25 protein-coding genes are annotated in these 21475 nt (G+C 68.0%); 15 read left to right on the top strand and 10 right to left on the bottom strand.

Features of this window, described 5'->3' with window-relative positions:
• Positions 1-540: 540 nt before the first annotated feature.
• The 7 genes from ACSQ1L_RS12220 (at position 541) to ACSQ1L_RS12190 (ending at position 6476) form a co-directional block, all read left to right on the top strand.
• Positions 541-2082, top strand: a complete 1542-nt coding sequence (locus ACSQ1L_RS12220; protein ID WP_435995022.1) for an RNA-directed DNA polymerase — start codon at positions 541-543, stop codon at positions 2080-2082.
• Complete coding sequence (locus ACSQ1L_RS12215) at positions 2079-2774, top strand: SLATT domain-containing protein (protein WP_435995021.1); 696 nt, start codon at positions 2079-2081, stop codon at positions 2772-2774. Before ACSQ1L_RS12220 ends, ACSQ1L_RS12215 begins: the two co-directional genes overlap by 4 nt.
• Positions 2775-2862: 88 nt before the next feature.
• A complete protein-coding gene (locus ACSQ1L_RS12210) occupies positions 2863-3651 on the top strand; it encodes a DpnI domain-containing protein (protein ID WP_435995020.1) in 789 nt (262 codons plus the stop codon).
• A gap of 276 nt (positions 3652-3927) precedes the next feature.
• Positions 3928-4572, top strand: a complete 645-nt coding sequence (locus ACSQ1L_RS12205) for a hypothetical protein (RefSeq protein ID WP_435995019.1) — start codon at positions 3928-3930, stop codon at positions 4570-4572.
• A gap of 113 nt (positions 4573-4685) precedes the next feature.
• Positions 4686-5282 (top strand): hemerythrin domain-containing protein, encoded by a 597-nt coding sequence (locus ACSQ1L_RS12200; protein ID WP_435995018.1) that lies wholly within the window; start codon positions 4686-4688, stop codon positions 5280-5282.
• 10 nt (positions 5283-5292) lie between these two features.
• Positions 5293-5484: a hypothetical protein gene (locus ACSQ1L_RS12195; RefSeq protein ID WP_435995017.1), complete on the top strand. Its 192-nt coding sequence runs from the start codon at positions 5293-5295 to the stop codon at positions 5482-5484.
• A gap of 62 nt (positions 5485-5546) precedes the next feature.
• On the top strand, positions 5547-6476 hold the full coding sequence (locus ACSQ1L_RS12190) for a DMT family transporter (protein WP_435995016.1): 930 nt from the start codon (positions 5547-5549) through the stop codon (positions 6474-6476).
• A 62-nt stretch (positions 6477-6538) separates the two neighbouring features.
• On the opposite strand, the gene ACSQ1L_RS12185 is transcribed toward ACSQ1L_RS12190, so the two are convergent.
• The 3 genes from ACSQ1L_RS12185 to ACSQ1L_RS12175 form a co-directional block, all read right to left on the bottom strand.
• Positions 6539-6742, bottom strand: a complete 204-nt coding sequence (locus ACSQ1L_RS12185; RefSeq protein WP_183254651.1) for a cold-shock protein — start codon at positions 6740-6742, stop codon at positions 6539-6541.
• 194 nt (positions 6743-6936) lie between these two features.
• Positions 6937-7698 carry an extensin-like domain-containing protein gene (locus ACSQ1L_RS12180; protein ID WP_435995015.1) on the bottom strand — a complete coding sequence of 254 codons (762 nt, stop codon included), beginning with the start codon at positions 7696-7698 and terminating at the stop codon, positions 6937-6939.
• Between the two features lie 7 nt (positions 7699-7705).
• Positions 7706-8806: a serine hydrolase domain-containing protein gene (locus tag ACSQ1L_RS12175; protein ID WP_435995014.1), complete on the bottom strand. Its 1101-nt coding sequence runs from the start codon at positions 8804-8806 to the stop codon at positions 7706-7708.
• A 67-nt stretch (positions 8807-8873) separates the two neighbouring features.
• On the opposite strand from ACSQ1L_RS12175, the gene ppk2 reads away from it, so the two are divergent.
• Positions 8874-9623 (top strand): polyphosphate kinase 2, encoded by a 750-nt coding sequence (gene ppk2 / locus ACSQ1L_RS12170; protein ID WP_435995013.1) that lies wholly within the window; start codon positions 8874-8876, stop codon positions 9621-9623.
• Here ppk2 and gluQRS read toward each other — a convergent pair.
• Positions 9620-10468 (bottom strand): tRNA glutamyl-Q(34) synthetase GluQRS, encoded by an 849-nt coding sequence (gene gluQRS / locus ACSQ1L_RS12165; RefSeq protein WP_435995012.1) that lies wholly within the window; start codon positions 10466-10468, stop codon positions 9620-9622. The genes ppk2 and gluQRS overlap by 4 nt on opposite strands.
• 76 nt (positions 10469-10544) lie before the next feature.
• On the opposite strand from gluQRS, the gene ACSQ1L_RS12160 reads away from it, so the two are divergent.
• The 5 genes from ACSQ1L_RS12160 (at position 10545) to ACSQ1L_RS12140 (ending at position 13730) form a co-directional block, all read left to right on the top strand.
• Positions 10545-11201 carry a DNA-3-methyladenine glycosylase family protein gene (locus ACSQ1L_RS12160; protein ID WP_435995011.1) on the top strand — a complete coding sequence of 219 codons (657 nt, stop codon included), beginning with the start codon at positions 10545-10547 and terminating at the stop codon, positions 11199-11201.
• Positions 11198-11854 (top strand): trimeric intracellular cation channel family protein, encoded by a 657-nt coding sequence (locus ACSQ1L_RS12155; protein WP_435995010.1) that lies wholly within the window; start codon positions 11198-11200, stop codon positions 11852-11854. The genes ACSQ1L_RS12160 and ACSQ1L_RS12155 overlap by 4 nt, the downstream gene beginning before the upstream one ends.
• A gap of 133 nt (positions 11855-11987) precedes the next feature.
• On the top strand, positions 11988-12548 hold the full coding sequence (locus tag ACSQ1L_RS12150; RefSeq protein ID WP_435995009.1) for an HNH endonuclease: 561 nt from the start codon (positions 11988-11990) through the stop codon (positions 12546-12548).
• Between the two features lie 125 nt (positions 12549-12673).
• Positions 12674-12898 carry a hypothetical protein gene (locus tag ACSQ1L_RS12145; RefSeq protein ID WP_435995008.1) on the top strand — a complete coding sequence of 75 codons (225 nt, stop codon included), beginning with the start codon at positions 12674-12676 and terminating at the stop codon, positions 12896-12898.
• 55 nt (positions 12899-12953) lie between these two features.
• On the top strand, positions 12954-13730 hold the full coding sequence (locus tag ACSQ1L_RS12140) for a transglutaminase-like domain-containing protein (RefSeq protein WP_435995007.1): 777 nt from the start codon (positions 12954-12956) through the stop codon (positions 13728-13730).
• On the opposite strand, the gene ACSQ1L_RS12135 is transcribed toward ACSQ1L_RS12140, so the two are convergent.
• On the bottom strand, positions 13727-15481 hold the full coding sequence (locus ACSQ1L_RS12135; RefSeq protein ID WP_435995006.1) for a M1 family metallopeptidase: 1755 nt from the start codon (positions 15479-15481) through the stop codon (positions 13727-13729). The two genes, ACSQ1L_RS12140 and ACSQ1L_RS12135, sit on opposite strands and share 4 nt — an antisense overlap.
• 144 nt (positions 15482-15625) lie before the next feature.
• The gene (rpmB, locus tag ACSQ1L_RS12130; RefSeq protein ID WP_435995005.1) at positions 15626-15922 is read right to left on the bottom strand and encodes a 50S ribosomal protein L28; all 297 of its coding nucleotides are present in this window, start codon (positions 15920-15922) and stop codon (positions 15626-15628) included.
• Positions 15923-16131: 209 nt separating this feature from the next.
• Between rpmB and ACSQ1L_RS12125 the strand changes: the two genes are divergently transcribed.
• Entirely contained in the window at positions 16132-16602 is a 471-nt protein-coding gene (locus tag ACSQ1L_RS12125; protein WP_435995004.1) for a DUF3617 domain-containing protein, read from the top strand.
• Positions 16603-16684: 82 nt separating this feature from the next.
• Here ACSQ1L_RS12125 and ACSQ1L_RS12120 read toward each other — a convergent pair whose 3' ends face one another.
• Both ACSQ1L_RS12120 and fdxA read right to left on the bottom strand, forming a co-directional pair.
• On the bottom strand, positions 16685-17236 hold the full coding sequence (locus ACSQ1L_RS12120) for a CarD family transcriptional regulator (RefSeq protein ID WP_168046434.1): 552 nt from the start codon (positions 17234-17236) through the stop codon (positions 16685-16687).
• A gap of 322 nt (positions 17237-17558) precedes the next feature.
• Positions 17559-17900, bottom strand: a complete 342-nt coding sequence (gene fdxA, locus ACSQ1L_RS12115) for a ferredoxin FdxA (protein ID WP_435995003.1) — start codon at positions 17898-17900, stop codon at positions 17559-17561.
• A 178-nt stretch (positions 17901-18078) separates the two neighbouring features.
• Between fdxA and ACSQ1L_RS12110 the strand changes: the two genes are divergently transcribed.
• A complete protein-coding gene (locus ACSQ1L_RS12110; RefSeq protein WP_435995002.1) occupies positions 18079-18702 on the top strand; it encodes a YceI family protein in 624 nt (207 codons plus the stop codon).
• Here ACSQ1L_RS12110 and ACSQ1L_RS12105 read toward each other — a convergent pair.
• Positions 18689-18985, bottom strand: coding sequence for an RNA-binding S4 domain-containing protein (locus ACSQ1L_RS12105; protein WP_435995001.1), 297 nt, complete (start codon positions 18983-18985; stop codon positions 18689-18691). The two genes, ACSQ1L_RS12110 and ACSQ1L_RS12105, sit on opposite strands and share 14 nt — an antisense overlap.
• The gene (locus ACSQ1L_RS12100; RefSeq protein WP_435995000.1) at positions 18982-21459 is read right to left on the bottom strand and encodes a helicase-related protein; all 2478 of its coding nucleotides are present in this window, start codon (positions 21457-21459) and stop codon (positions 18982-18984) included. The genes ACSQ1L_RS12105 and ACSQ1L_RS12100 overlap by 4 nt, the downstream gene beginning before the upstream one ends.
• Between the last annotated feature and the right edge of the window lie 16 nt (positions 21460-21475).

Below are 21475 nucleotides of genomic sequence, written 5' to 3'. Positions count from 1 at the left end.
GAATGCCAGGACGACGCATGGTGCCCCAACCAGTTGTCTAGCGGATCGGCTGGCCGCCGATGTGGCGGTTTTCGCAGACTGCTTGCCGGGTGTTGACGCTCAGGCTACCACTTTGACTGGTGGCGGGGGTTGAATTTGTCGGGCAACGATAGAGATGAGTTCTGGAAGTATCTCCGTGATCCCAAGATACTAAACCGCGCCGCTCACCTTGTTGACAAGGACAGTCGAGTCGATTTCTACGACTCCTATATAGAGCGTCAGATTGCGACGCATCGTCGGGAGGCAGTAATCCGGGAGATAATTTCCTCTCTCGAAGCTGATCGATACATGCCGAGTTCGGCAGTGCCGATCTTAGTTCCTAAGTCGACCTATTCACAGCGACCCGGAACTATTATGCCATACCGGGACAGAATACTGCTTCAGGCAGTAATAATGTGTATCGCTCCACCACTTGATAGGCACCTGTCGAGCTCTGTCTGGAGTTGGCGCATTAAGAAAAGTCTTAAAGGCGCGACTCCTGATAAGATAACTGCACGCGGAATGTTCGACGAAAACGACGTATCCGATTTTCCATTCCTGAAAAAATCTACTGTAAGTCGATACATCGATTCATTTGAGCCGTGGTATGCGTTATGGCCGAAGTTCGACGCTGCTAGCAGAGCTGTCCTACGTAGTCCGCGTTATAAATATATGGTGATATCCGATATCTCAGGATATTATGAAAATATACAATTATCTATACTGCGCTCCCTTTTGAATCGGTATCAACCGTCATCTCCGAGAACAATAAATTTACTCATAAGACACCTTAAGGCTTGGCAGACCTTCACGCATGATGGTCTTCAAGTCGATAGAGGCATTCCGCAAGGCAACTCGATATCCAGCTTTTTGGGAAATTTCTATCTCAAGCCTGTTGACGACTTTTTCGACACTACTTTTGATCGGAAAGATGCAATATACTTCAGGTATATGGATGATATCCGTATCGTCGCCAAAGACCATCTGACCGCAACTCGGGCAGCCCTCGCGCTGGAAAGTCAAATACGGAAATCAAAATTAAACCTTCAAACGGCTAAGACTTCAATATTACCGTCAAGCGACGCGCTGCGGCTCATCAGCGACAACAGGCTATCTCTCCTGGACGCTGTGAGGCCTCTTGTAGCGAGCAATAAAGCCGCGGCAGTTGTCTCGCTCGATGCCATCGCCAAAAACAAGGGGGATTCTAAAGGTGCCCTTCGTATCCACGGGAGCAGAGCGCCCTTCAGTGATTTGAATCTTCGAGTGCTGAGGAGATGGGCGTCCTATCACGAACAGCTTGGGCGTCGGACCGGCGTTAACAGGATCGCCCGGGAGGCGCTCGCAAACCCTGCGTATAAAGTCACGAGGGATTTCCAGAGGATAGCCCGCCGGTTCCCTCATTTGATTGGTGAGCCCGCGCGCATGTGGGATGCGTTGGCAAAGGACGAGATTGCATTTCCTTACCAACGTGCGGAAATGCTCGCGGCGCTACGGAAGTTCAGCTGGTTTCCGCCCACAGCATTTACGATGTGTGAGAATTGGTGTGGGGATACGACTGTCGATCCGTATGTGCGCCTACAGGCGGCGCTCTTCCTATGCCGGCATGCCGGTCATTGGCCCTCCGCCAAAGCGCTATTCGATACTTGTATTGTCTCGCCAGACCTCAGGGTCGTCTTGGCCGGGATGGTTGTAGCTTCGGCAGCAGATCGAGCCTCAATGCTCGATGCGATGAATGCGGCGTATTCGCATGCAGCAGCGGAAGCCACCCAGTTTGTTCAGTATGTGCGATCTATCAGACACGAAGATGCGCCGAGGCGGGCTCTGCTGAGTTTTGTGCTTCCATCAAATGAACCAGCCGAGCACCTACTCTACGACTATGCGGTATTCCTTAGGTTTATTTCATCAGGTTCTCACAAGGCAGCGAACGATTTATACAATGCGTGTACGAAGGCTGCATCCAAGAAGCGGGTTTCCTCCCAGTACAAGATGCTGCTGAACCACTTGGCAGCCGCATCTGTAAGAACCATGATTGGCACGCCATCTCCATCGGGGGCGATCGTATGAAATTCGACATCTCGAAGCTTTTCTCGAAATCCAATCGCGAGGTTGAACTGGCGCGAGAACCTGAGCGACCTGCGGTGCTCCGGACGCCCACCCAGCAGCTCCTGTGGGATCTAGGGATAACGGCCAGAGCAAGATTCGCTGCAGCGCGGCGCTTAGCGGACAGAGAAGCCGGATTCACCCGCCTCACAGCGCTTACGTCGTCCTATCTCATTATATTGACGGTCTTCGGTAGATTTATCAGTTTGCCACCGTACTATTCATCCCGCATCGACCTAGTATCTGTAGCGCTGGCAATCATTATTCTTGCTTCCTCATTGCTTCAGAACGCTAGCCAGAACGCAATTAAAGCGGATCAACACCAGCGGAGCGCAATGGAACTCAACCACCTGCGCGGCGTACTTGAGGCTAGAGGAGAAGTTCCTCTGGAGGAGGTGCTGGCAATCCACGCGCAATACAATAATGTTATCCACAAATATGCGATAAACCACAGCCTCCTAGACTTCAAAGAAGTTCAACTGGATAGGAGGCACGAGTTCAACTGGATCGGCTGGACGGCGCGGATAGTTTATAGAATTTCAATCGCCATACATAAAATGGTGCCGAACCTATTCTTGCTAATCGTGACTTTGGTTGTGGCTTGGATTATCTTCGGCTTCGCGCTTCCCGCTGCTCTCGATCGGCCAGCGGTTTAGCGGTCACCTATAAAGAACCTGCTGGGACCTGGCGTGTCGTGCACGCCAAGGGCTAACCCTCTGACCCATCACTCGCTACGGTGGGTGGATGGGGGACGATACCAACTCGTGGTGCAGTCTCGGCTTCGCCGAGCCGAGCGCCGCCTACACCAGCGCAACCCAGCAGGCGCGCCATCTGACCGAGGGCTGGATGGCCGAGCACGGCTTCTGCCCCGCCTGTCCGGCCGACCGGCTGCCGCCCCTGCCCAACAACACCCGCGTCGGCGACTTCCGCTGCGCCGCCTGCGGCGAGGAGTACGAGCTCAAGTCCGGGCAGGGCGCCGTAGCCGGGGTGCTGCCGGCGGGGGCGTGGGGAGCGATGAAGCAGCGGCTGGCGGCGGCGAACAATCCCAGCCTGTTCGTCATGGGCTACGACCGCGCGGCGCATCGCGTCAGCGAACTGATCGTCGTGCCGCGCCATTTCTTCACCGAGGCGATCATCCGGCCGCGCGCGCCGCTGGGCCCCGACGCCCGCCGCGCCGGCTGGCAGGGCTGCACCATCCGGCTGAAGGACGTCCCCGCCGCCGGCCGCATCCCCCTGATCCAGCACGGCGCCCCGCGCCCGCAGCCCGAGGTCCGCGCCGCCTGGGCCGCGACGCTGTTCCTGCGCGAGGCGGGGCTGAACGCGCGCGGCTGGCTGCTGGCTGTCATGGGGGCGGTGGAGGCGATCGGGCGGCCGGAGTTCACTCTCGCCGACGTCTACGCCCACGAAGCCCGGCTGGCGGCGCTCTATCCCGGCAACCACAACGTCCGCCCCAAGATCAGGCAGCAGCTGCAGGTGCTCCGCGACCGGGGCTGGCTGGCGTTCGACGGTCGCGGCCGCTACCGCCGCACCTGATCCTTCTCCCCTTGGGGGAGAAGGTGCCCCGGAGGGGTGGATGAGGGGTAGGCCCCATTCCGGACCGGCTGGCGGCAAAGCGAGCGCCGACAGCCCCCTCATCCGGCCCTGCCGGGCCACCTTCTCCCCCGGGGGTGAGAAGGAAAACCCTGCCAACCCATACCCTGTCCTCCCGGCCAATCACGGTCGCCACCCGACCATCCCGCACCCCTTACGACCGCTTCTGACGCCCCCACCCGCTACAATCCCCTCCAACATCGGAGAGGGGACTCGCACATGAACGCCCGCCTGCCGCACACCCGTTACGTCACCGCCAGCCCCGAGACCTGGAGCCTGATCCGCGGGGCCTATCTGTCCGGCCTGTCCGCCCCTGCCGTCGCCGCCCGCTTCGGCGTGTCCGAGACCGCCCTGCGCCGCCGCGCCCGGCGCGAGGGCTGGACCAAGCGCGACTTCGCCGCCCGCTCGACCCCCTGGCCGCTCGGCCGCACCCCGCCGACGGGTCCTGCCGGCGTCCTCGCCGCGCCCAACCTGCCGCCCGACCCCGACGCCCCCTTGACCGAGGACGACGTGGTCGCCGCCTGGTCGTCGCCGATCCAGATCCGCCCCAACGACCTGGCACGTCGCACCCTGGCCGCCGCCGCCGAGGCTGTGCGCGGCGGCCGCGGCCTGACCGCCCTGCGGCTGGCCCGGGCGGCGTCCGAGATCGCCCGCCTCGACGCCCTGTTCGAATGGGTCGAATACGATCCGGCCGAGCAGGCGCGCGACGCCGAGGCCGGCCACGCCCTGACCCGCCGCTGGGTGCGCGAGAAGGCCCTGCACCTCGCCGAGGACCTCGCCGCCGGCCGCCCCCTGCCGCCCGAATACGCCGAGATCGGCCCTCCAGACAGCACCGACGACGAGGGTCCGGGAGTGTCGGGATGACAGGGTTTCGCGATTTTCCAATGACAGGGCCAACCCGGCCATTTGCCGGGAACCTCGCCCCGCGCGCCCGGTTGCCTTGGCGACCCCCTGGCCACCGCAAGGAAACCCCGCCCATGTCCGTCATCGACAAGGTTCTCGGCAAGATCACCCCCCTGCCGCCCGAACAGGCCCGCACCGAAGCGACCGCCAACGCCCGCGCCATCGCCAGCCACGGCGGCTGGCTGTGGCAGGTGCTCGACCACCACGACGAGATCCGCGCCCGCTTCGCCGCCTGCCACGCCGCCGAGTCGGCCGAGGCGCGCGTCGTGGCCATGAAAGAGCTGGCCGTCATCCTCAACGCCCACGCCATGGCCGAGGAGGTGGTGCTGTATCCGGCCCTCGCCCAGGCCGGGGACAAGATGCACGCCGGCCACGCCTACCACGAGCAGACCGCCGCCAAGATGCAGATGGCCGAGTGGGAAAATATCGCCCCCTCGACCCCCGAATGGAAGGACAAGCTGAAGCACATCGAGGGCGCGGTGCTGACCCATATGTACGAGGAGGAATCGAGCTGGTTCCTGCACCTCAAGGACAAGGCCGACCGCCAGGACCGCCTCGCCGACCGCTACCGCGAGGAGTTCGAACGCTGCGGCGGCGGCCCCTCGACCGACCGGGGCGACCGCTCCCCGGCCGCCGGTCCGGCTTCGACCCCGATGAGCCCGATCGACTGAGGATGAGCCGATGACCCAGACCCCGCTGCAGGAACAGGAGGCCGCCGGGACGATGGCCGCCTCGGCCGACCTCGAGGCGCCCGACCCGGCCGCCGGGGTGGTGCGCGAGCGCCCGCGCGGCCTGAACGTCGCCGGCGCCTGGGCCGCCGCCGCCCTGCTCCCCGCCGCGGCCCTGATGCGGCTCAGGCGGCGCCGACGCTGATGGCGATGCGGGGGGCGATCAGGGAGGAGACGGGAGGCGCGAGGTCGGCCTATACGGCGCTCATGCTTTCGCCCCGCGCCGCCGCCCTCGCCGTCCTGGTCGTCTCCGCCGCCGTGCTGGGGCTGGCCCCGATCCTCGTGCGGCTCGCTGATGCCGGGCCGGCGGCGGCGGCCTTCTGGCGGCTGGCCTTCGCCGTGCCGCTGCTGCTGGTGCTGACCGCGCGGCCGAGGGCGCTGGGCGGAGACGGGGCGGGGACGGGGCGGCCCACGAAATGGATGGCGCTGGCGGCGCTGTTCTTCGTGCTCGACCTCAGCTTCTGGCACTACGGCATCGCCTTCACCTCGGTGGCCAATGCGACGGTGCTGACCAATCTGACGCCGGTGGTGGTGACCCTGGTCGCCTGGGTCCTGTTCAGGGAGCGGCCGCGGGCCCTGTTCGTGCTGGCCCTGGCGCTGGCGCTGGGCGGAGCCTTCGCCATGTCGGCCGGGGCCGACGGGCGGCAGGGCTCGAACCCCCGGCTGGGCGACGCCTTCGCCGCGATCACGGCGCTCTGGTACGCGGGCTATTTCCTGGTGGTGAAGCACGCGCGGGGGACGGCCTCGGCCGGGCGGGTCATGCTGTGGTCGACGGCGCTGGGCGCGCCGCTGCTGCTGGGGGTGTCGCTGGCGCTGGGCGAGCCGCTGCTGCCCGGCTCGGCGGCGGGCTGGGCGGCCTGCGCGGCCATGGGGCTGATGCATGTGATCGGGCAGGGCGGGGTGGCCTGGTCGCTGGGCCGGCTGCCGGCCGCCCTGACCGCCGTCACCGTGCTGATCCAGCCCGTCGTCGCGGCCCTGCTCGGCTGGTGGCTGTTCGCCGAGACCATGACCGCGATCCAGCTGACCGGCGGCGCGGCCCTGCTGGGCGGGGTGGTGCTGGCGCAGTGGGCGACACGCAAAAAGACACCCGGCCGCGTCGGGTCGGGAGGTCCCGAAGGGCCGACGATCGCGGCCTGAAACAAGAAAGGCGCGGAAGCCGTGGCCGCCGCGCCCGTCTCATAGATCGGAGGTGGGTCAGCTCAGAGGAGCTTGAGGTCCACCGCCGAGGTCTTGCCGCGCTGGGATTCCAGCTCGTATTCGACCTTGGCGTTTTCATCGAGGCCTTGCAGGCCCGCCTTCTGGACGGCGGTGATGTGGACGAACACGTCCTGGCCGCCGCCGTCGGGTTGAATGAAGCCGAAGCCCTTGGTGGGGTTGAACCACTTGACCGTGCCGGTCGCCATGTCTGCGTCTCCGTGAACGCGCTTTCCAGGCAGACGCCCCTTCCGGGAGCGCCCGTCAGCCCATCTGGACGAGCTCATTCAGCGAAGGAGCGAGCACGGGTGTGGACGCCGCGCGAAATCCGGACTGCGGCGACTTTGTCTCGCGCAAAGCCGGGGCGGTCAACCGCAAACCGAAACCGGCGGGCCGGAACGGCTCAGGCGCACAGGCCGCGCGGCGCCCCGTCCAGATGCAGGTGGTCGGCGTGGGCCTCGTTGTAGTCGGGGGTCAGAACGGTCGAGAACACCCGGCAGGCCCCGTTGCGGATGCGCTTCAGGAAGGCCCGTCCCTCGGGCCCTCGCCGGCCCGCGCCGGCCCAGTCGCCGGCCACCGACACGGTCCTGCCGTCGGCCAGCGTCACCCCAGCGATGTCCAGCGCATTGGCCCGCGCGTGCTCGGACGGCCGCACCGAGACGTCGGTCTGGCCATAGATGCGCCGGCACGAATAGGAGCCGTAGTTCTCAACCCGCGCGACCCGCGATCCGAACGTCGCCATGGCCGCCGGCTGCAGCACCTGGCGGTCCCAGATGACATACCGCACCGCCAGCGGGCACTGCATGACCAGGCCGCCGGGGGCCAGCGGCGTCACCGCCCCGCCGGTGATCCTGACCGCCCCGCGCACGACGCAGAAGCCGCCGTCGTCGCGGTCCGGGGCCCGCTCGACCGTGACGCCCGCCTCGCGCAGCACCTGGATGCAGGCGTCGGTGACGGCCTTGACCTCCTCGGCCGCGGCGGTGCGGGTCAGCTCGAAATCGGCCACCTTGGCCGCCGTCGCCTGGCCGATCGGATGGCTCAGATCCAGCGGCTTCCATGGCAGGTCCTGGTGCGGCGCGAAGGCGTTGAGCAGGGCGAAGGCCGCGCACAGCCCCAGCCCGACCTCCCACAGCAGGTTCCAGAAATCGGCGAAATCGCGATCCATTCCGGGCTCAGTCCCCCGGCGCGCCAGCCAGCCGCTGGACCAGGGCGCGGACCGCCGGTGCGCCGCGCGTCGACTCGTTGGTCAGGGCGACGTAGCCGACGCCTCCCGCCGGATCGAGCAGGGCGATGGCCTGCCACAGGGTGTTGGAGCCCTCGTGCAGCAGGACCGGACCGTTGGCCCACTCCATCTGCTCGACAGCCCACCCCAGCGCATAGGCGCGGCCCGCGCCTGCCCCGGGCGTGCCCAGGGCCTCGATGGTGGACCGGTTCAGTACGCCGTCGCCCCCTGTCAGGAACAGGCGCAGGAACCTGGCGTAGTCGGGCAGGCTCATGTGCACGGTTCCGGCCGGCCCCATCAGCGGCGGATTGTCGGGCTTGAGGTCTGGATCCAGCGGCGTCATGACCCCGGCGAGGGTCTGGTGACCCCACGGCTGGTCGCCTTCGGGCGCGCCGAACCCGCCGGTGGTGATGCCCAGCGGCTCGAACAGTTCGGCCTTCATCGCCGCCTCCCACGACCTGCGGGTGATCCGCTCGATGGCCGCGCCGGCGAGGATGTAGTTTATGTTGGCGTAGGCGTAGGCCCCGACCATCCCGCCGGGCTCTGCGGCCAGCGCCGCCCGCACCCGATCCAGCCGTTGCTCGATGATCGGCCGCGGATCGTCGCGCGCGGCGACCCGAAGATCGCGCGGCAGCAGGTCGTCGTCGCGCAGGCCGGCGTGATGCGACATCAGTTGCTCGACCGTCACCCCTTCCCAGGCAGGGTGGGCGGCGATCTCCGGGAAGATGTCGATCATCGGCCGGCCCCAGCGGGTCAGGCCGCGCTCGACCAGCCGGCCATAGACCGCCGCCGTCATGGCCTTGGTGTTCGAGCCGAGGTGCCAGCGGTCCGCGAGTGTGGCCGCGTCGGAGGAGCCGACCCGCCGCACCCCGCGTACGCCCGACCAGCGCAGGCCGTCGCGACCGATGATCCCCGCCGCGAGCGCGGGCGGGGCGTGCTCCGCGAAGACGGCGTCCAGCACCGCGTCCGGCGTCTCTCGCGCGCGGGCCGGTCGGGCGAGGCCCATGACCGCCGCCGCCCCGATCACGCTCATCACCGTCCGTCGGTCCATCGGTTCGCTCCCGCGCCGCTGCTCGAACAGGCTTGCCCGACCCGGGCGGCGGCCTCAAGGTCCCGGCATGGGAAAGAAGAACGACGCCTACGAGAAGGAACTGGTGAAGCTGCAGGTCCTGCTGGTCGAGACCCAGGCCTGGGCGATCGAGACCGGCAAGCGGATCCTCATCGTGTTCGAGGGCCGCGACGCCGCCGGCAAGGACGGGGCGATCAAGCGGATCACCGAATACATGGCCCCGCGCCAGACCCGGGTGGTGGCGCTGCCCAAGCCGACCGAGCGCGAGACCAGCCAGTGGTATTTCCAGCGTTACGCGCCCTATCTGCCGGCGGCGGGCGAGACGGTGATCTTCAACCGCTCCTGGTACAATCGGGCGGGGGTGGAGCCGGTGATGGGGTTCTGTACGCCGGAGCAGCACGCGATGTTTCTCAAGGAAGCGCCGCGGTTCGAGGACATGCTGGTCGACGAGGGGATATTGCTGATCAAGCTGTGGCTCGACATCTCCCGGGAAGAACAGGCCGAACGACTGGCCGAGCGCGTCGACGATCCCCTCAAGCGATTCAAGGTCTCTTCGCTCGACGCGGAGGGGCAGAAACGCTGGGACGCCTATTCCGCGGCCCGGGATCGCATGCTGGCCGAGACCGACACCGGGTCCGCGCCGTGGACGGTGGTCTCGACCGACCGCAAGAAGACCGCCCGGCTCAACATCATCCGCCACATCCTGCGCCGCATCGGCGGCCCGGGCGCGGAGGTCGAGGCGCCCGATCCCGAGGTGATCTTCCCGGCCTCGAAGGCGGCGGGCCGTCTGGCCGCCTAGAAACCCAGTTCCGCCCGCAGCGTCACCGGGCTGACGCCTTCGGCCCTCAGCTGCTCCAGCGTCACCGACTGATCCCGCTTGGCGAACCGCCGGCCGTCCTCGCCGGTCAGCAGCCGGTGGTGGCGATAGACCGGCGTCGGCCACCCCATCAGCGCCTGCAGCAGCACCTGCACGTGCGCCGCCTCGAACAGGTCCTGGCCCCGGATCACATGGGTGACGCCCTGCAGGTCGTCGTCATGGGTGACCGCGACGTGGTAGGCGGCTCCGGCGTCCTTGCGCGCCACCACGACATCGCCCGCGGTTTCAGGCCTGGCCCGGATCAACCCGCGTTCGCCGGCGGGGGCTTCGCCCTCCTCGACGAAGGCCAGCGCCTCCCAAGCGCGTGCGCCAAGCGCCTCGCGCGCCCGGTCGAGCGACAGCCGCCAGGCGAACGGCCGCCCGTTGGCCAGCAGGGTCGCCTCCTCGTCGGCCGGATGCGGCCCCGGACGGACCGCTTCGGCGGGGCCGTGCGGCGCATCGCCGATGGCGTCGAGGATATCCTTGCGGGTGCGAAAGCAGCGGTACAGCAGGCCGCGCCGGTCCAGCACGTCCACCACGCCGGCGTAGTCGGTCAGATGGTCCGATTGCCGCCGCACCGGTTGCTCCCAGTCCAGCCCCAGCCAGGCGAGGTCCTCGAGAATGCCCGCTTCGAATTCGGGGCGGCAGCGGGTCGGATCGATGTCCTCGATGCGCACCAGGAACCGCCCGCCGGCGGCCCTGGCCGCACCCCACGCCGCCAGGGCGGAGAAGGCGTGGCCCTTGTGCAGCCGGCCGGTGGGCGAGGGGGCGAAGCGGGTGACGAACATCCGTGCAGGATAGCGGGAACCGGACGCGATCACATCCGATGCTTGTGACGTGCGAAGCCGCCGCTAGGGTCGCCGCATGCAGAGACCCTACTGGCTGGACGACATCGACGCGGCGCGGCGGATCATTGTCGAAATCGACCCGTTGCTGGCGCGCGCCCATGCCCAGACCCCCGCCTTCGAATGGCGACGACGGGTGGGCGGGTTCGAGGGCCTGTTTCACATGATCGTCGATCAGCAGGTTTCTCTCGCCTCGGCCGCCGCGATCTGGGCGCGGGTCGAGGCGGGCCTGGGCGGTGAGGTGACGCCCGACCGCGTGTTGGCCACGGACATCGAAACGCTGCGCAGCTTTGGTCTGTCGATCCAGAAGGCGACCTATGGGCACGAGATCGCTCTGGCCCATGTCGAGGGCCGGACCGATTTCGATCACCTCGAGCGGCTTTCGGACGAGGAGGCGATCAACCGGCTCGTGGCGATCAAGGGCGTCGGCAAGTGGACGGCCGAGACCTTCCTGATGTTCTGCGAAGGGCGTCGGGACGTCTTCCCCGCCGGGGACATCGCGCTGCAAGAGGCGATGCGCTGGGCCGACGGCGCCGCGCTGCGTCCGCGCGAGAAGGAGGCCTATGCACGGGCCGAAGCCTGGCGTCCTCACCGCAGCGTTGCGGCGCATCTGCTCTGGGGGTGGTATGGAGCGGTCAAGCGCGGCGAGATCGCGCTGGAGGAACCGTATCCGTGATCGACGCTCCGACGCTCGAGGCTCTCAGCGAGCCGATCCTGCCGACCCTCTACGTGCTCGACTACGCCGGCGTCGCCGTGTTCGGCGCGACCGGCGCCCTGGCCGCCGCGCGAGAGAAGCATGATCTGGTCACCCTGGCCTTCTTCGCGGCGATCACCGGCGTCGGCGGCGGCACCCTGCGCGACCTTCTCATCGACGCGCCGGTCTTCTGGGTGCAGGACTGGCGCTACATTGCCATCTGCCTGGCGGCGGCGTTGGTCGTCTGGTTCCTGGGCCAGCGGGCGTGGCGTTTCCGGGCCTTGCTGTGGCTCGATGCGGTCGGCCTGGCCGCCTACGGGGTTCTTGGCGCGGCCAAGACCGAGGCGGTGGGCGGCGCGCCGCTGCTCTGCATCATCATGGGCGCCCTGACGGCCTGCTTCGGCGGCGTCGTGCGCGATCTGCTGGCCGGCCAGCCGTCCATCCTGTTGCGGCGCGAGATCACCGTCACGGCGGCCCTGGTGGCGGCCACGGCCTATGTCGCGTTGAAAGCCCTCGGCCTGTCCAATCTGGGCGCCGCCCTGATCGCCGCCCCATGCGGTTTCGCCCTGCGCGCCGGCGCCCTGACCTGGGGCTGGAGCCTGCCGTCCTTCCCCGGGAGCACGGCGCGCGGCTGAGCGTTGTAAAACCCTCATCGCCGCGTCATCGCCAAGCTGTCGAATCAGGCGTAGATTCGGGGCATAGCCAGGGAAGGAGACGTGTCTTCAGTCCGGTCGCGTCAATAAGCCTCGTCCACACGGCGAGGGCCTGATGCAGGTCCTGAGCCGTCCCCCGTCCGGCTGGCCCGCGCTGGTGCTCAACGCTGACTTCCGGCCGCTGTCCTATTATCCGCTGTCGATCTGGCCGTGGGAGGAAGTGGTCAAGGCGGTGTACCAGGACCGCGTCGACGTCGTCTCGACCTACGACAAGGTCGTCCGCAGCCCCTCGATGGAGATCGTCCTGCCCAGCGTGATCGCGCTGAAGAACTACGTCGATCAGGACCGACAGCCCGCCTTCACCCGCTTCAACGTCTTCCTGCGCGACGGCTTCGCCTGCCAGTACTGCAACGCGACGACCGAACTGACCTTCGACCATGTCATCCCGCGCAGCCGGGGCGGACGTACGACCTGGGAGAACATCGTCGCCGCCTGCAGCCCCTGCAATCTGAGGAAGGGCGGGCGCACGCCCCAGCAGGCCGGCATGCCGATGCGCCGCGCGCCGCACCGGCCCAGCGCCTGGCAACTGCAGGAGTTCGGCCGCCGCTTCCCGCCGCACTACCTGCACCAGAGCTGGCTGGACTACCTCTACTGGGACATCGAGCTCGAACCCTGATCCGCCGAGCTCGACGGCGGCAGACGCCCCGGTTCGGCGACCGTTGTTCAGCCGGAAGATGGGCGGGAAGGGGAACCGAACACGCTCAATCCGGTTTGCGATCGGGGCCAATCGAGAGAGATAACATGAAGAAGACGCTTGCCGCCCTCGCCGCCGGATCACTGCTGATCGCGGGTCAGGCCGCCGCCACCAGCCAAAGCGCGACCGCCCGCGTTGGAGATCGCGTAGGGGCGGAGGCCGGGAGTTCCAGCGAGTTCCTCGGCATTCCCGTGATCGGTCTCCTGGCGATCGCCGGCGTGATCGCCGCCGCGGTCGTGGTCGTTTCGGACGACGATTCCGAGAGCGATTGATTTCCCCTCCCGCTGACCGATTGACGAAACCATGGGGCCGGCGCAGTCCGGCCCCATGAAAGTTCGTGTCCGCGCCGACCTCGTCTATCGCTTCGATCCGCCGACCGACGCGATCTACAAGATTCAGGTCGCGCACTGGCCCGGCCAGACCATCCTCGATGAACGCCTGACCACTTCCCCGCTCGTCGACTTCGTCGAGGACCGGGACGAGGAGTTCGGGGCGCGGACGCTGCGCGCCCATCTGTCCGGCGACGTGGCCCTGACCTACGAGGCGCTGGTCGACAACGGCACATTGAAGGGCCTGCCTCCGGTCACGGTCCAGCATGACTGGGGCGACCTGCCGGCCGAGGTGCTGACCTATCTCTGGCCCAGCCGCTACTGCCCTTCGGACCAGTTCGGCCGCTTTGTAGAGCGGACCTTCGGCGGCGCCGTCGGCGGCGACCGGGTGCTGAAGATCCTCGACTGGATCAAGGCCGAAATCGACTACGAACCGGGCGCGTCAGACAGCGAGACCACCGCGGCGCGCACCTTCATCGACCGCGCCGGCGTGTGCCGCGACTTCACCCATATGGGCATCACCCTGTGCCGCGCCTCGGGAATCCCGGCCCGGGCGGTCAGCGCCTACGCGCATCAGCTGACGCCGCCGGACTTCCACGCCATCTTCGAGGTCTGGCTGTCCGACGGCTGGTGGCTAGTCGATCCGACCGGGCTTGCGCCGGTCGAAGGGCTGGTGCGGATTGCCTGCGGCCGCGACGCCGCCGACATCGCCTTCCTGACCACCCAGGGCGCCTGCCGGCTGGTGCGCCAATCGGTGACGGCCGAGGCGGTCTAGTCGGCGCCGCCGGCCGCCTTCCACGCCTCGATGAACTCCAGTCGGCGCAGCACCTTGTTGTCCGGGTCGATCAGCACGTGCGCGCTCGCCGGGGCCGTGATCCGGCCGCGCCCGCCGGTCATCGGCACGACATGCCGCTCGCCGTCGACTTCCACCTCGACCGGCATCGGGAAGACGCCGGCGTCCCCGGTCACCCATTCCAGCGCCAGCTCGCCGTTCGTCCGCGTCTGGCGCAGGTCGGGCAGGGCGGCCTGGTACAGATAGCCCTGGAAGAACCAGGTCAGGTCGCGCCCGCTCTCCTCGTTGACGATGGCCAGGAATTCGTCGGTGGTGCCGTAGCGCGGCCGGAACGCGCCGGGGCGCGGCGTCGCCGTGCCGTAGACCAGCCGCGTCACCGAGCGGAAGAAGGCCTCGTCGCCGATCAGCATGCGCAGGCTGTGCGCGATCTGCGAGCCCTTGTTGTAGATGTCGAGACCGGGCCCGGTGTCGCCCTGGTAGACCTCGTCCTCGGACTTCTCCTCGCCCGAAACCACCGGGAATTTGTTGATCAGCCCGCGCCGCTGGTCCAGCAGCGACGCCTCCATGAAGCGCTCGCCGTTCAGCCAGCGGTCGTAGAGCGGCTGCATATAGCTGCCGAGCCCCTCGTGCAGCCACATGTCGTCGGCGTTGCGGTTGGTCAGCTGGTTGCCGAACCACTCGTGCGACAGTTCGTGGTGCAGGAGCCAGTCGAAGCCGCGGCCGTCCAGCTTGTACCCGTTGCCGTAGGCGTTGATCGTCTGGTGCTCCATGCCGAGGTGCGGGGTCTCGACGACGCCCATCTTCTCGTCGCCGAACGGGTAGGGGCCGACGGTCGCCTCGTAGAAGTCGAGCATGGGCGCGATCTCGTCGAACAGCGCCCGCGCCTTGGCCGGATCGTCCGACTTCAGATGCCAGTACTGGATCGGATAGCGGTTGCCGAAGCGGCTCTCGTAGGTGTCGGCGATCTCCACGTACGGGCCGATGTTGAGGGCGATGGCGTAGGTGTTGGGATGGGCCGCCGACCAGTTCCAGGTCGTCCAGCCGTCGCCATGATCGACCGCGCCGAGGAATTCGCCGTTCGAGGGGGCCGATAGATTGGACGGCACGGTGATGTGCAGGTCGACCCGGCCCGGCTCGGCCAGCGGATGGTCGATGCACGGCCAGAAGATGTCGCAGCCCTCGGGCTGGACCGCGGTGGCGATCCACGGCTCGCCCGAGGGGGCCGTCGACCAGACGAAGCCGCCGTCCCACGGCGCGTTGGGCGCGACGCGGGGCTGTCCGGCGTAGGCGATGCGCAGCTGCGCCGTCTCGCCCACCGCGAGGGGCTCGGCCAGCTGAACGGTCATCCGGCCCTCCGGGTTGGACCAGCGGTCGGCGGGGACCGGCACACCGTCCACCGCGACCTCGGAGACCGTCAGCAGGGTGTCCAGCTCGACCACCAGCCGGTCGACCGGCGCGGTGGCGGTGAAGTCCAGCACGGCGACGGCGTCGATGGCCTTCTCGTCCGGCAGGACCCGGATCGACAGGTCGGCCTTGTCGAAGGTGACCGCCAGCTGCTCGGGCGCCCGCGGCTGGTCGGTGCCGAGGGTGAAGGCTGTGGATTCGCGCGCCGGCGCCTGGGCGGGCTCCGTCTGGGCCGCGGCCGGCTCCACGGAGGCGGCCGTGGTGGCGCAGGCGGCGAGCGCGACGAGGGAAGCGCCCATCAGGGCGGCGCGACAGGCGATCAGGGACACGGACGACTCCCGGCAATGGACCGGATCAACCTAAAGCCCGTCGCCGCTTGTGCAACTGGAAGCTTGGGCGTGCGGCGCCTCCGACGCGCAAAGAAAAAGGCCGGTGTTTCCACCGGCCCCTTCAGATCGTGATGGCGTCGCCGGTCAGGCGGCGGCTTGCTCGGCCAGCTTGGCCTTGACCTGGCGCTTGATGCGCTGGGCCGCCACCGACAGCTGCTCGTCGCGGGCCTTGACGATGAACGGGTCCAGGCCGCCCTTGTAGTCGAGGGTGCGCAGGGCGGCGTTCGAGATCCGCAGGCTGAACGACTGGCCCAGGGCCTCCGAAGCGACCTTGACCGTCTTCAGCGACGGCAGGAAGCGGCGCTTGGTCTTGACGTTCGAGTGGCTCACGCTGTGGCCGACCATCGGGCCGATACCGGTGAGTTCGCAGCGACGCGACATCTGACTATCCTTCGGAGCGGTCCACGATACGAAGCGGACGCATGAAACAGGTGCGCGCGGGAGGTCATCCCGCGCGAGAGGGGGGCGTATAGAGGAGGAAACGGCGTCCCGTCAAGACTCGGCGGGCGCAACGGGCCGTTCAGCCGCCGTTCAAATCCCGCCATATATCCCCATTAGTCATGAGATCGATGTTCAACCCCGGGACCGCCATGAAGTCTTCCCTCGTTCGTGTCGCCGCCACGGCCGCGCCCGTGATCGCCGGCGCCCTGTTGCTCGCCGCGCCCGCCACCCCGCAGGCGTCCATGGCGCCGCAATCCAGCGCCGATACCGTGCTGCCCGGCTACTGGGAGTACACCACCAGCGCCGTGGGGGTCCGCGACACCGAGACCAAATGCGTCCGCCCCAGCGAGATCAATCGCTTCTTCGGCGGCCTGTCGACGCGCCGCTGGCAGTGCGTCTATCCGGTGCGCCAGGTCGGCGGCGGCAACGCCCGCTTCGAGGGGACCTGCACCGACCGCAAGGGCCGGCGCGTCAACGTCCGCCTGAACGGCACCTACCAGCCGGAGAGCTTCACCTTCCGCGGCGGCGCCCAGCTGGCGCGCGGCACGCCCTACCTGCCGGCCAGCATCACCGCCCGCCGTCTGGCGGCCCAGTGCCCGGCCAACGCCGAATATTTCTGACCTTTTCAGCGCCGCCCATACGGCAAAACAAAAGGCCCGGGATCGCTCCCGGGCCTTTCGTCATTCAGCGATCGTCGCCTGATCAGGCGGCTTCGGCTTCCTCGGCCGCTTCGGCGGCGGCGATGACGGCCTTCTTGGCGCTCAGCGACTTGCCGAGCAGTTCGACGGCGGCGTCCTTGTCGATGCGGTTGGCCGCGGCGACTTCGCGGGCCATGCGGTCCAGCGCCGATTCATAGAGCTGGCGCTCCGAATAGGACTGTTCCGGCTGGCTGTCGGCGCGGTGCAGGTCGCGGACCACCTCGGCGATCGAGATCAGGTCGCCCGAGTTGATCTTGGCTTCGTATTCCTGCGCGCGGCGCGACCACATGGTGCGCTTGATGCGGGCGCGGCCCTTCAGCGTGGTCAGCGCCTTGGAGACGACGTCGTCGGCGGCCAGCGAACGCAGGCCGGCGGTCTTGGCCTTCTTGGTCGGAACCCGCAGGGTCATCTTCTCGTGATCGAAGGTCACGACATAGACCTCCAGAGACATGCCCGCGACTTCCTGGGTCTCGACGGCCGCAACCTTGCCGACGCCGTGCGCCGGATAGACGACCGCGTCGCCAACCTTGAATTCCAGACCAGTCTTGTTCGTCATGTCATTCCTTTCCCGGCGCGAAGGGCGGGCGAAACGAAAGCGCGGAAACGACAGCACCTCGTCCGGCGGCGGAAGGCCGTCGGTGCGAAATGTCAGTCGTCAAAACGGAAACGGATCACCAAACCTCTGGCCGATCCCGCCTGCGTGGGCGGGATTCTGTCGCAAACTCGGGCGGCGCGAAGAAATCGCAGACCGCCCGACCCAATGACAGGAACCTATCACAAATCTGCGGAATTTCAAAATGTCCACAGCGTCAGTGTAACGAACCCTGTAAATCCTCTCCGTTTCGTGACAGCGCGCAGCCGACCGGGAGAATGCGCCCTCAGGAACCCTTGCCGGGCTCGGGCGAGAAGTATTTCTCGAACTTCTCCGTCTCGCGCTCGAACTGTTCGGCGTCGGCGGGGGGCGTGCCCTTGACGGTGATGTTCGGCCAGACCTTGGCGTATTCGGCGTTGACCATCAGCCATTTGCCGTCCGGCTCGTCCTCGGTGTCGGGCTTGATGGCGTCGACCGGACATTCCGGCTCGCAGACGCCGCAGTCGATGCACTCGTCCGGCGCGATGACGAGGAAGTTCTCGCCCTCATAGAAGCAGTCGACGGGGCAGACCTCGACGCAGTCCATGAACTTACATTTCACGCAGGCGTCGGTGACGATGTAGGTCATTGGGCGGAAGGCGATCGCGCGGTTGGTGGGGACGGGCTGCGCAGATGACCCCGGCGGCGGACGCTGTCAACTCGGTGAGCGGTCGTGACGCATCGGCGGGGGCTTGCCGCGAGCGCCGGGCGCTCTATCTGTATCAGATGCGATTGCAGATCGCCTCACCATCACAGGATTTCACCGAATGCGTCTCGTCTCCCGCACCGTCATCGCCGCCGCCGCCTCCCTCAGCCTTCTGGCCGGCGGCGCGGTCGTCGCCCAGGCCGCCCTGACCCAGGCCCCCGCCGAGGTCCAGGCCGGGACCTACAAGCTCGACCCCGACCACGGAAAGGTCACCTGGTCGGTCGATCACCTGGGCTTCTCGACCTATGTCGGCCAGTTCGTGAACGCGCGGGCGGACCTGACCCTGGACCCCGCCAACCCCTCGGCCTCGACGCTGACGGCGACCATCCCGCTGACCGAGGTCGACACCAATTCTGACGGCCTCGACGCACACCTGCAGACGGCCGACTTCTTCGACACCGCCAACCATCCGGTCGCCACCTTCGTGTCGCGCTCGGTCACCGTCGACGCGGACGACCCGTCGGAAGCCGTCGTGGTCGGCGACCTGACCCTGCGCGGCGTGACCCGCCCGGTGACCATGGACGTCGAGTTCAACCAGGCCGGTCCGTCCATGGGCGGCGCCTACCGGGCCGGCTTCGACGGCGAGGCGACCATCAAGCGCTCGGATTTCGGCGTCGACTACGCCCTGCCGGTGCTGGGCGACGAGGTGACCTTGCACATCGAGGGCGAATTCATCCGCCAATAGGCGGTTCACGCTCCACGGCCGAATACAGGGCGCGGGCCTCCTCGGGCGGCCCGCGCCGTTCGCCCAGCCCCTCCACCGTCAGGTCGATCAGGCGGCCGCCGAGGGCGAACACCAGGCCGTCGCCGACGTGAACGCTGCGGCTGGGCTTGTCGAGCCGGGTCTGCGCGCCGTTGTGGGTCAGCCGCACCGCGCCGCGTTCGACCATGGCGGCGGCCAGCGAGCGGCTCTTCGCGAACCGCGCCCGCCACAGCCAGACATCGATGCGGCAACTGGTTTCGCTCACTTGGCGGTCCGCTTGCGGGGCCGCTTCCGGCGGGCCGGCGCGGCGGGCGCGGTCAGCACCGAAAGCGCCGCGAACGGCGAGTCCTTCACCGGGCGCGCGCCGCGCGCCGGCCGGTCCGGCTGCTGCGCCCGGGTCGATTTCAGCGCCCCCGCCAGCGCCTTGGCCTCCTCCAGCGTGAGGCCCAGTTCGGCCAGGTCCGTCTCGCTCAGCACGCCCTTGTTCCGCGCCCGCCGTTCGGCCAGCGATTCCAGCATCTCCACCCCGGCCGCGACCCGTCCGACCGCACGCAGCCCGAAGGCGGACAGCAGCCGCGCCGAGGGCTGGATTTCAGGCAGGGCGGTGAGGACTGCCGGGCCGGGGCGGAACGGCTCGCCCGCCACGAACGCCTGGGCCACGCCCGGACTGCGCCCCTTCAGCAGCGCCGGCAGCCACACCGAATGCGCCCCCAGCCGCACGCCGAAGCTCTTCAGTGTGCGCCGCTCGACCTGGCTCAGCGCCGTGAGGTCGCGCTCGACGTCGCGCCGGTCGATCACCCCACCGGCCTCGACCAGGCGGAAGGCGATGCCGCGCGGCAGGCCCTTCAGCGCGCCGCTCTCGACCGCCGTTTTCAGCCGCCGCAGCGCCCGCAGCGCCCGCCCGGCCTCGCTAGCCAGCCACGCCTCCAGCCGCCGCTGCGCCCGCTCGCGCGCCGCGATCGGACCCAGCTCTCCGAGCAGCCGCACCCGCGGCGCGAACCAGTCGCCGCCCGCCACCTGACCCGCCTGCGCCCCGCGCCACAGCACCGCCCCGTCCGGCGTTACCGCGAAGGCCTCATCGGCATCCCCCGCCAGCCGGCCCAGGCGCCGGGCGATCTCGGGCGTCACCGCCTGCCGGGCCGCGTGGCGCAGCGCCTTGTCCTCCAGCGCGCTTGCCCCCTTGTCGATCTGGAAGTCCACGCCGGTCAGCCGGCCGACTGCATGGCCCTCGACCACCACCGACCCGTCCGCGTCGACGTCGGCGACCGCGTCCTCCCGTACGTTCAGGGCCCGCATCAGGGCGGTGGTGCGCCGGTCCACGAACCGCGCCGTCAGCCGCTCGTGCAGCACGTCCGACAGCCGCTCCTCCAGCGCCTTGGTGCGGTCGCGCCAGCCTTGCGCCTGATCCAGCCAGTCGGGCCGGTTGGCGATATAGCTCAGCGTCCGCACCCCGCTCAGCCGCGCCGACAGCTGGTCGATCTGGCCGTCGTCCCGGTCGAGATCGGCGAAGCGCGGCGCGATCCAATCGTCCGTCAGCCGCCCGCGCCGGCCGGTCAGGGCCTCGAAAATGTCCTTCGCCAGCCGCGCGTGTTCGTCCAGCGTGGTCTTCTGGAAGTCCGGCAGCTGGCAGGCTTCCCACAGCCGCATGATCGCGCCGCGCGATCGCCCGATCCGCGCCACCTCCTCGTCCTTGATCAGCCGGCGCAGCAGGGTCTCGTCCAGCGCCGGCTGGGTCAGGCTCAGCCCGCGCACCCCCGGCGCGACGGTCAACGAGCGCAGCAGGTCGGGCAGGGTGTCGAAGTCCAGCCGGGCGTTGCGCCACTCGGCCGCCTCGACCGGATCGAAACGGTGCTCGACCACCTGCTCGACGAGGTCGGGGTCCAGCTCGATGGCCTCGCCGGTGACGCCGAAGGTGCCGTCCCGCAGATGCCGCCCGGCCCGGCCGGCGATCTGGCCGATCTCGTGGGCGTGCAGCCAGCGCGTCCGCCGCCCGTCGAACTTCCTCAGGCCGGCGAAGGCGACGTGGTCGACCTCCATGTTCAGCCCCATGCCGATGGCGTCGGTGGCGACCAGGAAGTCCACCTCGCCCGACTGGAACAGTTCGACCTGGGCGTTGCGGGTGCGCGGACTCAGCGAGCCCATGACCACCGCCGCCCCGCCGCGCTGGCGCCGGATCAACTCAGCGATGGCGTAGACCTGCTCGGTCGAGAAGGCGACGATGGCGCTGCGCCGGGGCAGGCGGGTCAGCTTCTTCGACCCGGCGTAGCTCAACGTCGAGAGCCGCTCGCGCTGGACGATCTCGACATCCGGGACCAGCGACCGCATCAGCGGCGCCATCGTCCCGGCGCCGAGGAACATGGTCTCGAACCGGCCGCGGGCGTGCAGCAGCCGCTGGGTGAAGACGTGGCCGCGCTCGGGATCGGCGACCAGCTGGATCTCGTCGACGGCCAGGAATTCGACCTGACGCTCCAGCGGCATGGCCTCGACGGTGCAGACGAAATAGTGGGCCCGTGGCGGGACGATCTTCTCCTCGCCGGTGACCAGGGCCACCGCCGCCGCCCCGCGCCGCTTGACGATCCGGTCGTAGATCTCGCGCGCCAGCAGCCGCAGCGGCAGGCCGATCATGCCCGAGGCGTGGCCCAGCATCCGCTCGACCGCCAGATGGGTCTTGCCGGTGTTTGTGGGCCCCAGCACCGCGACGACGCGCGAGGGGGCCAGGCCGGTGGCGCGGTCGCTCATGAGACTGAAAAGGTGG

This window comes from Brevundimonas sp. LjRoot202, from assembly GCF_964253355.1.
Taxonomy (GTDB): Bacteria; Pseudomonadota; Alphaproteobacteria; order Caulobacterales; family Caulobacteraceae; genus Brevundimonas.
The sequence above is the reverse complement of the archived record's forward strand: the minus strand, read 5'-3'. Positions and strand labels throughout refer to the sequence as shown.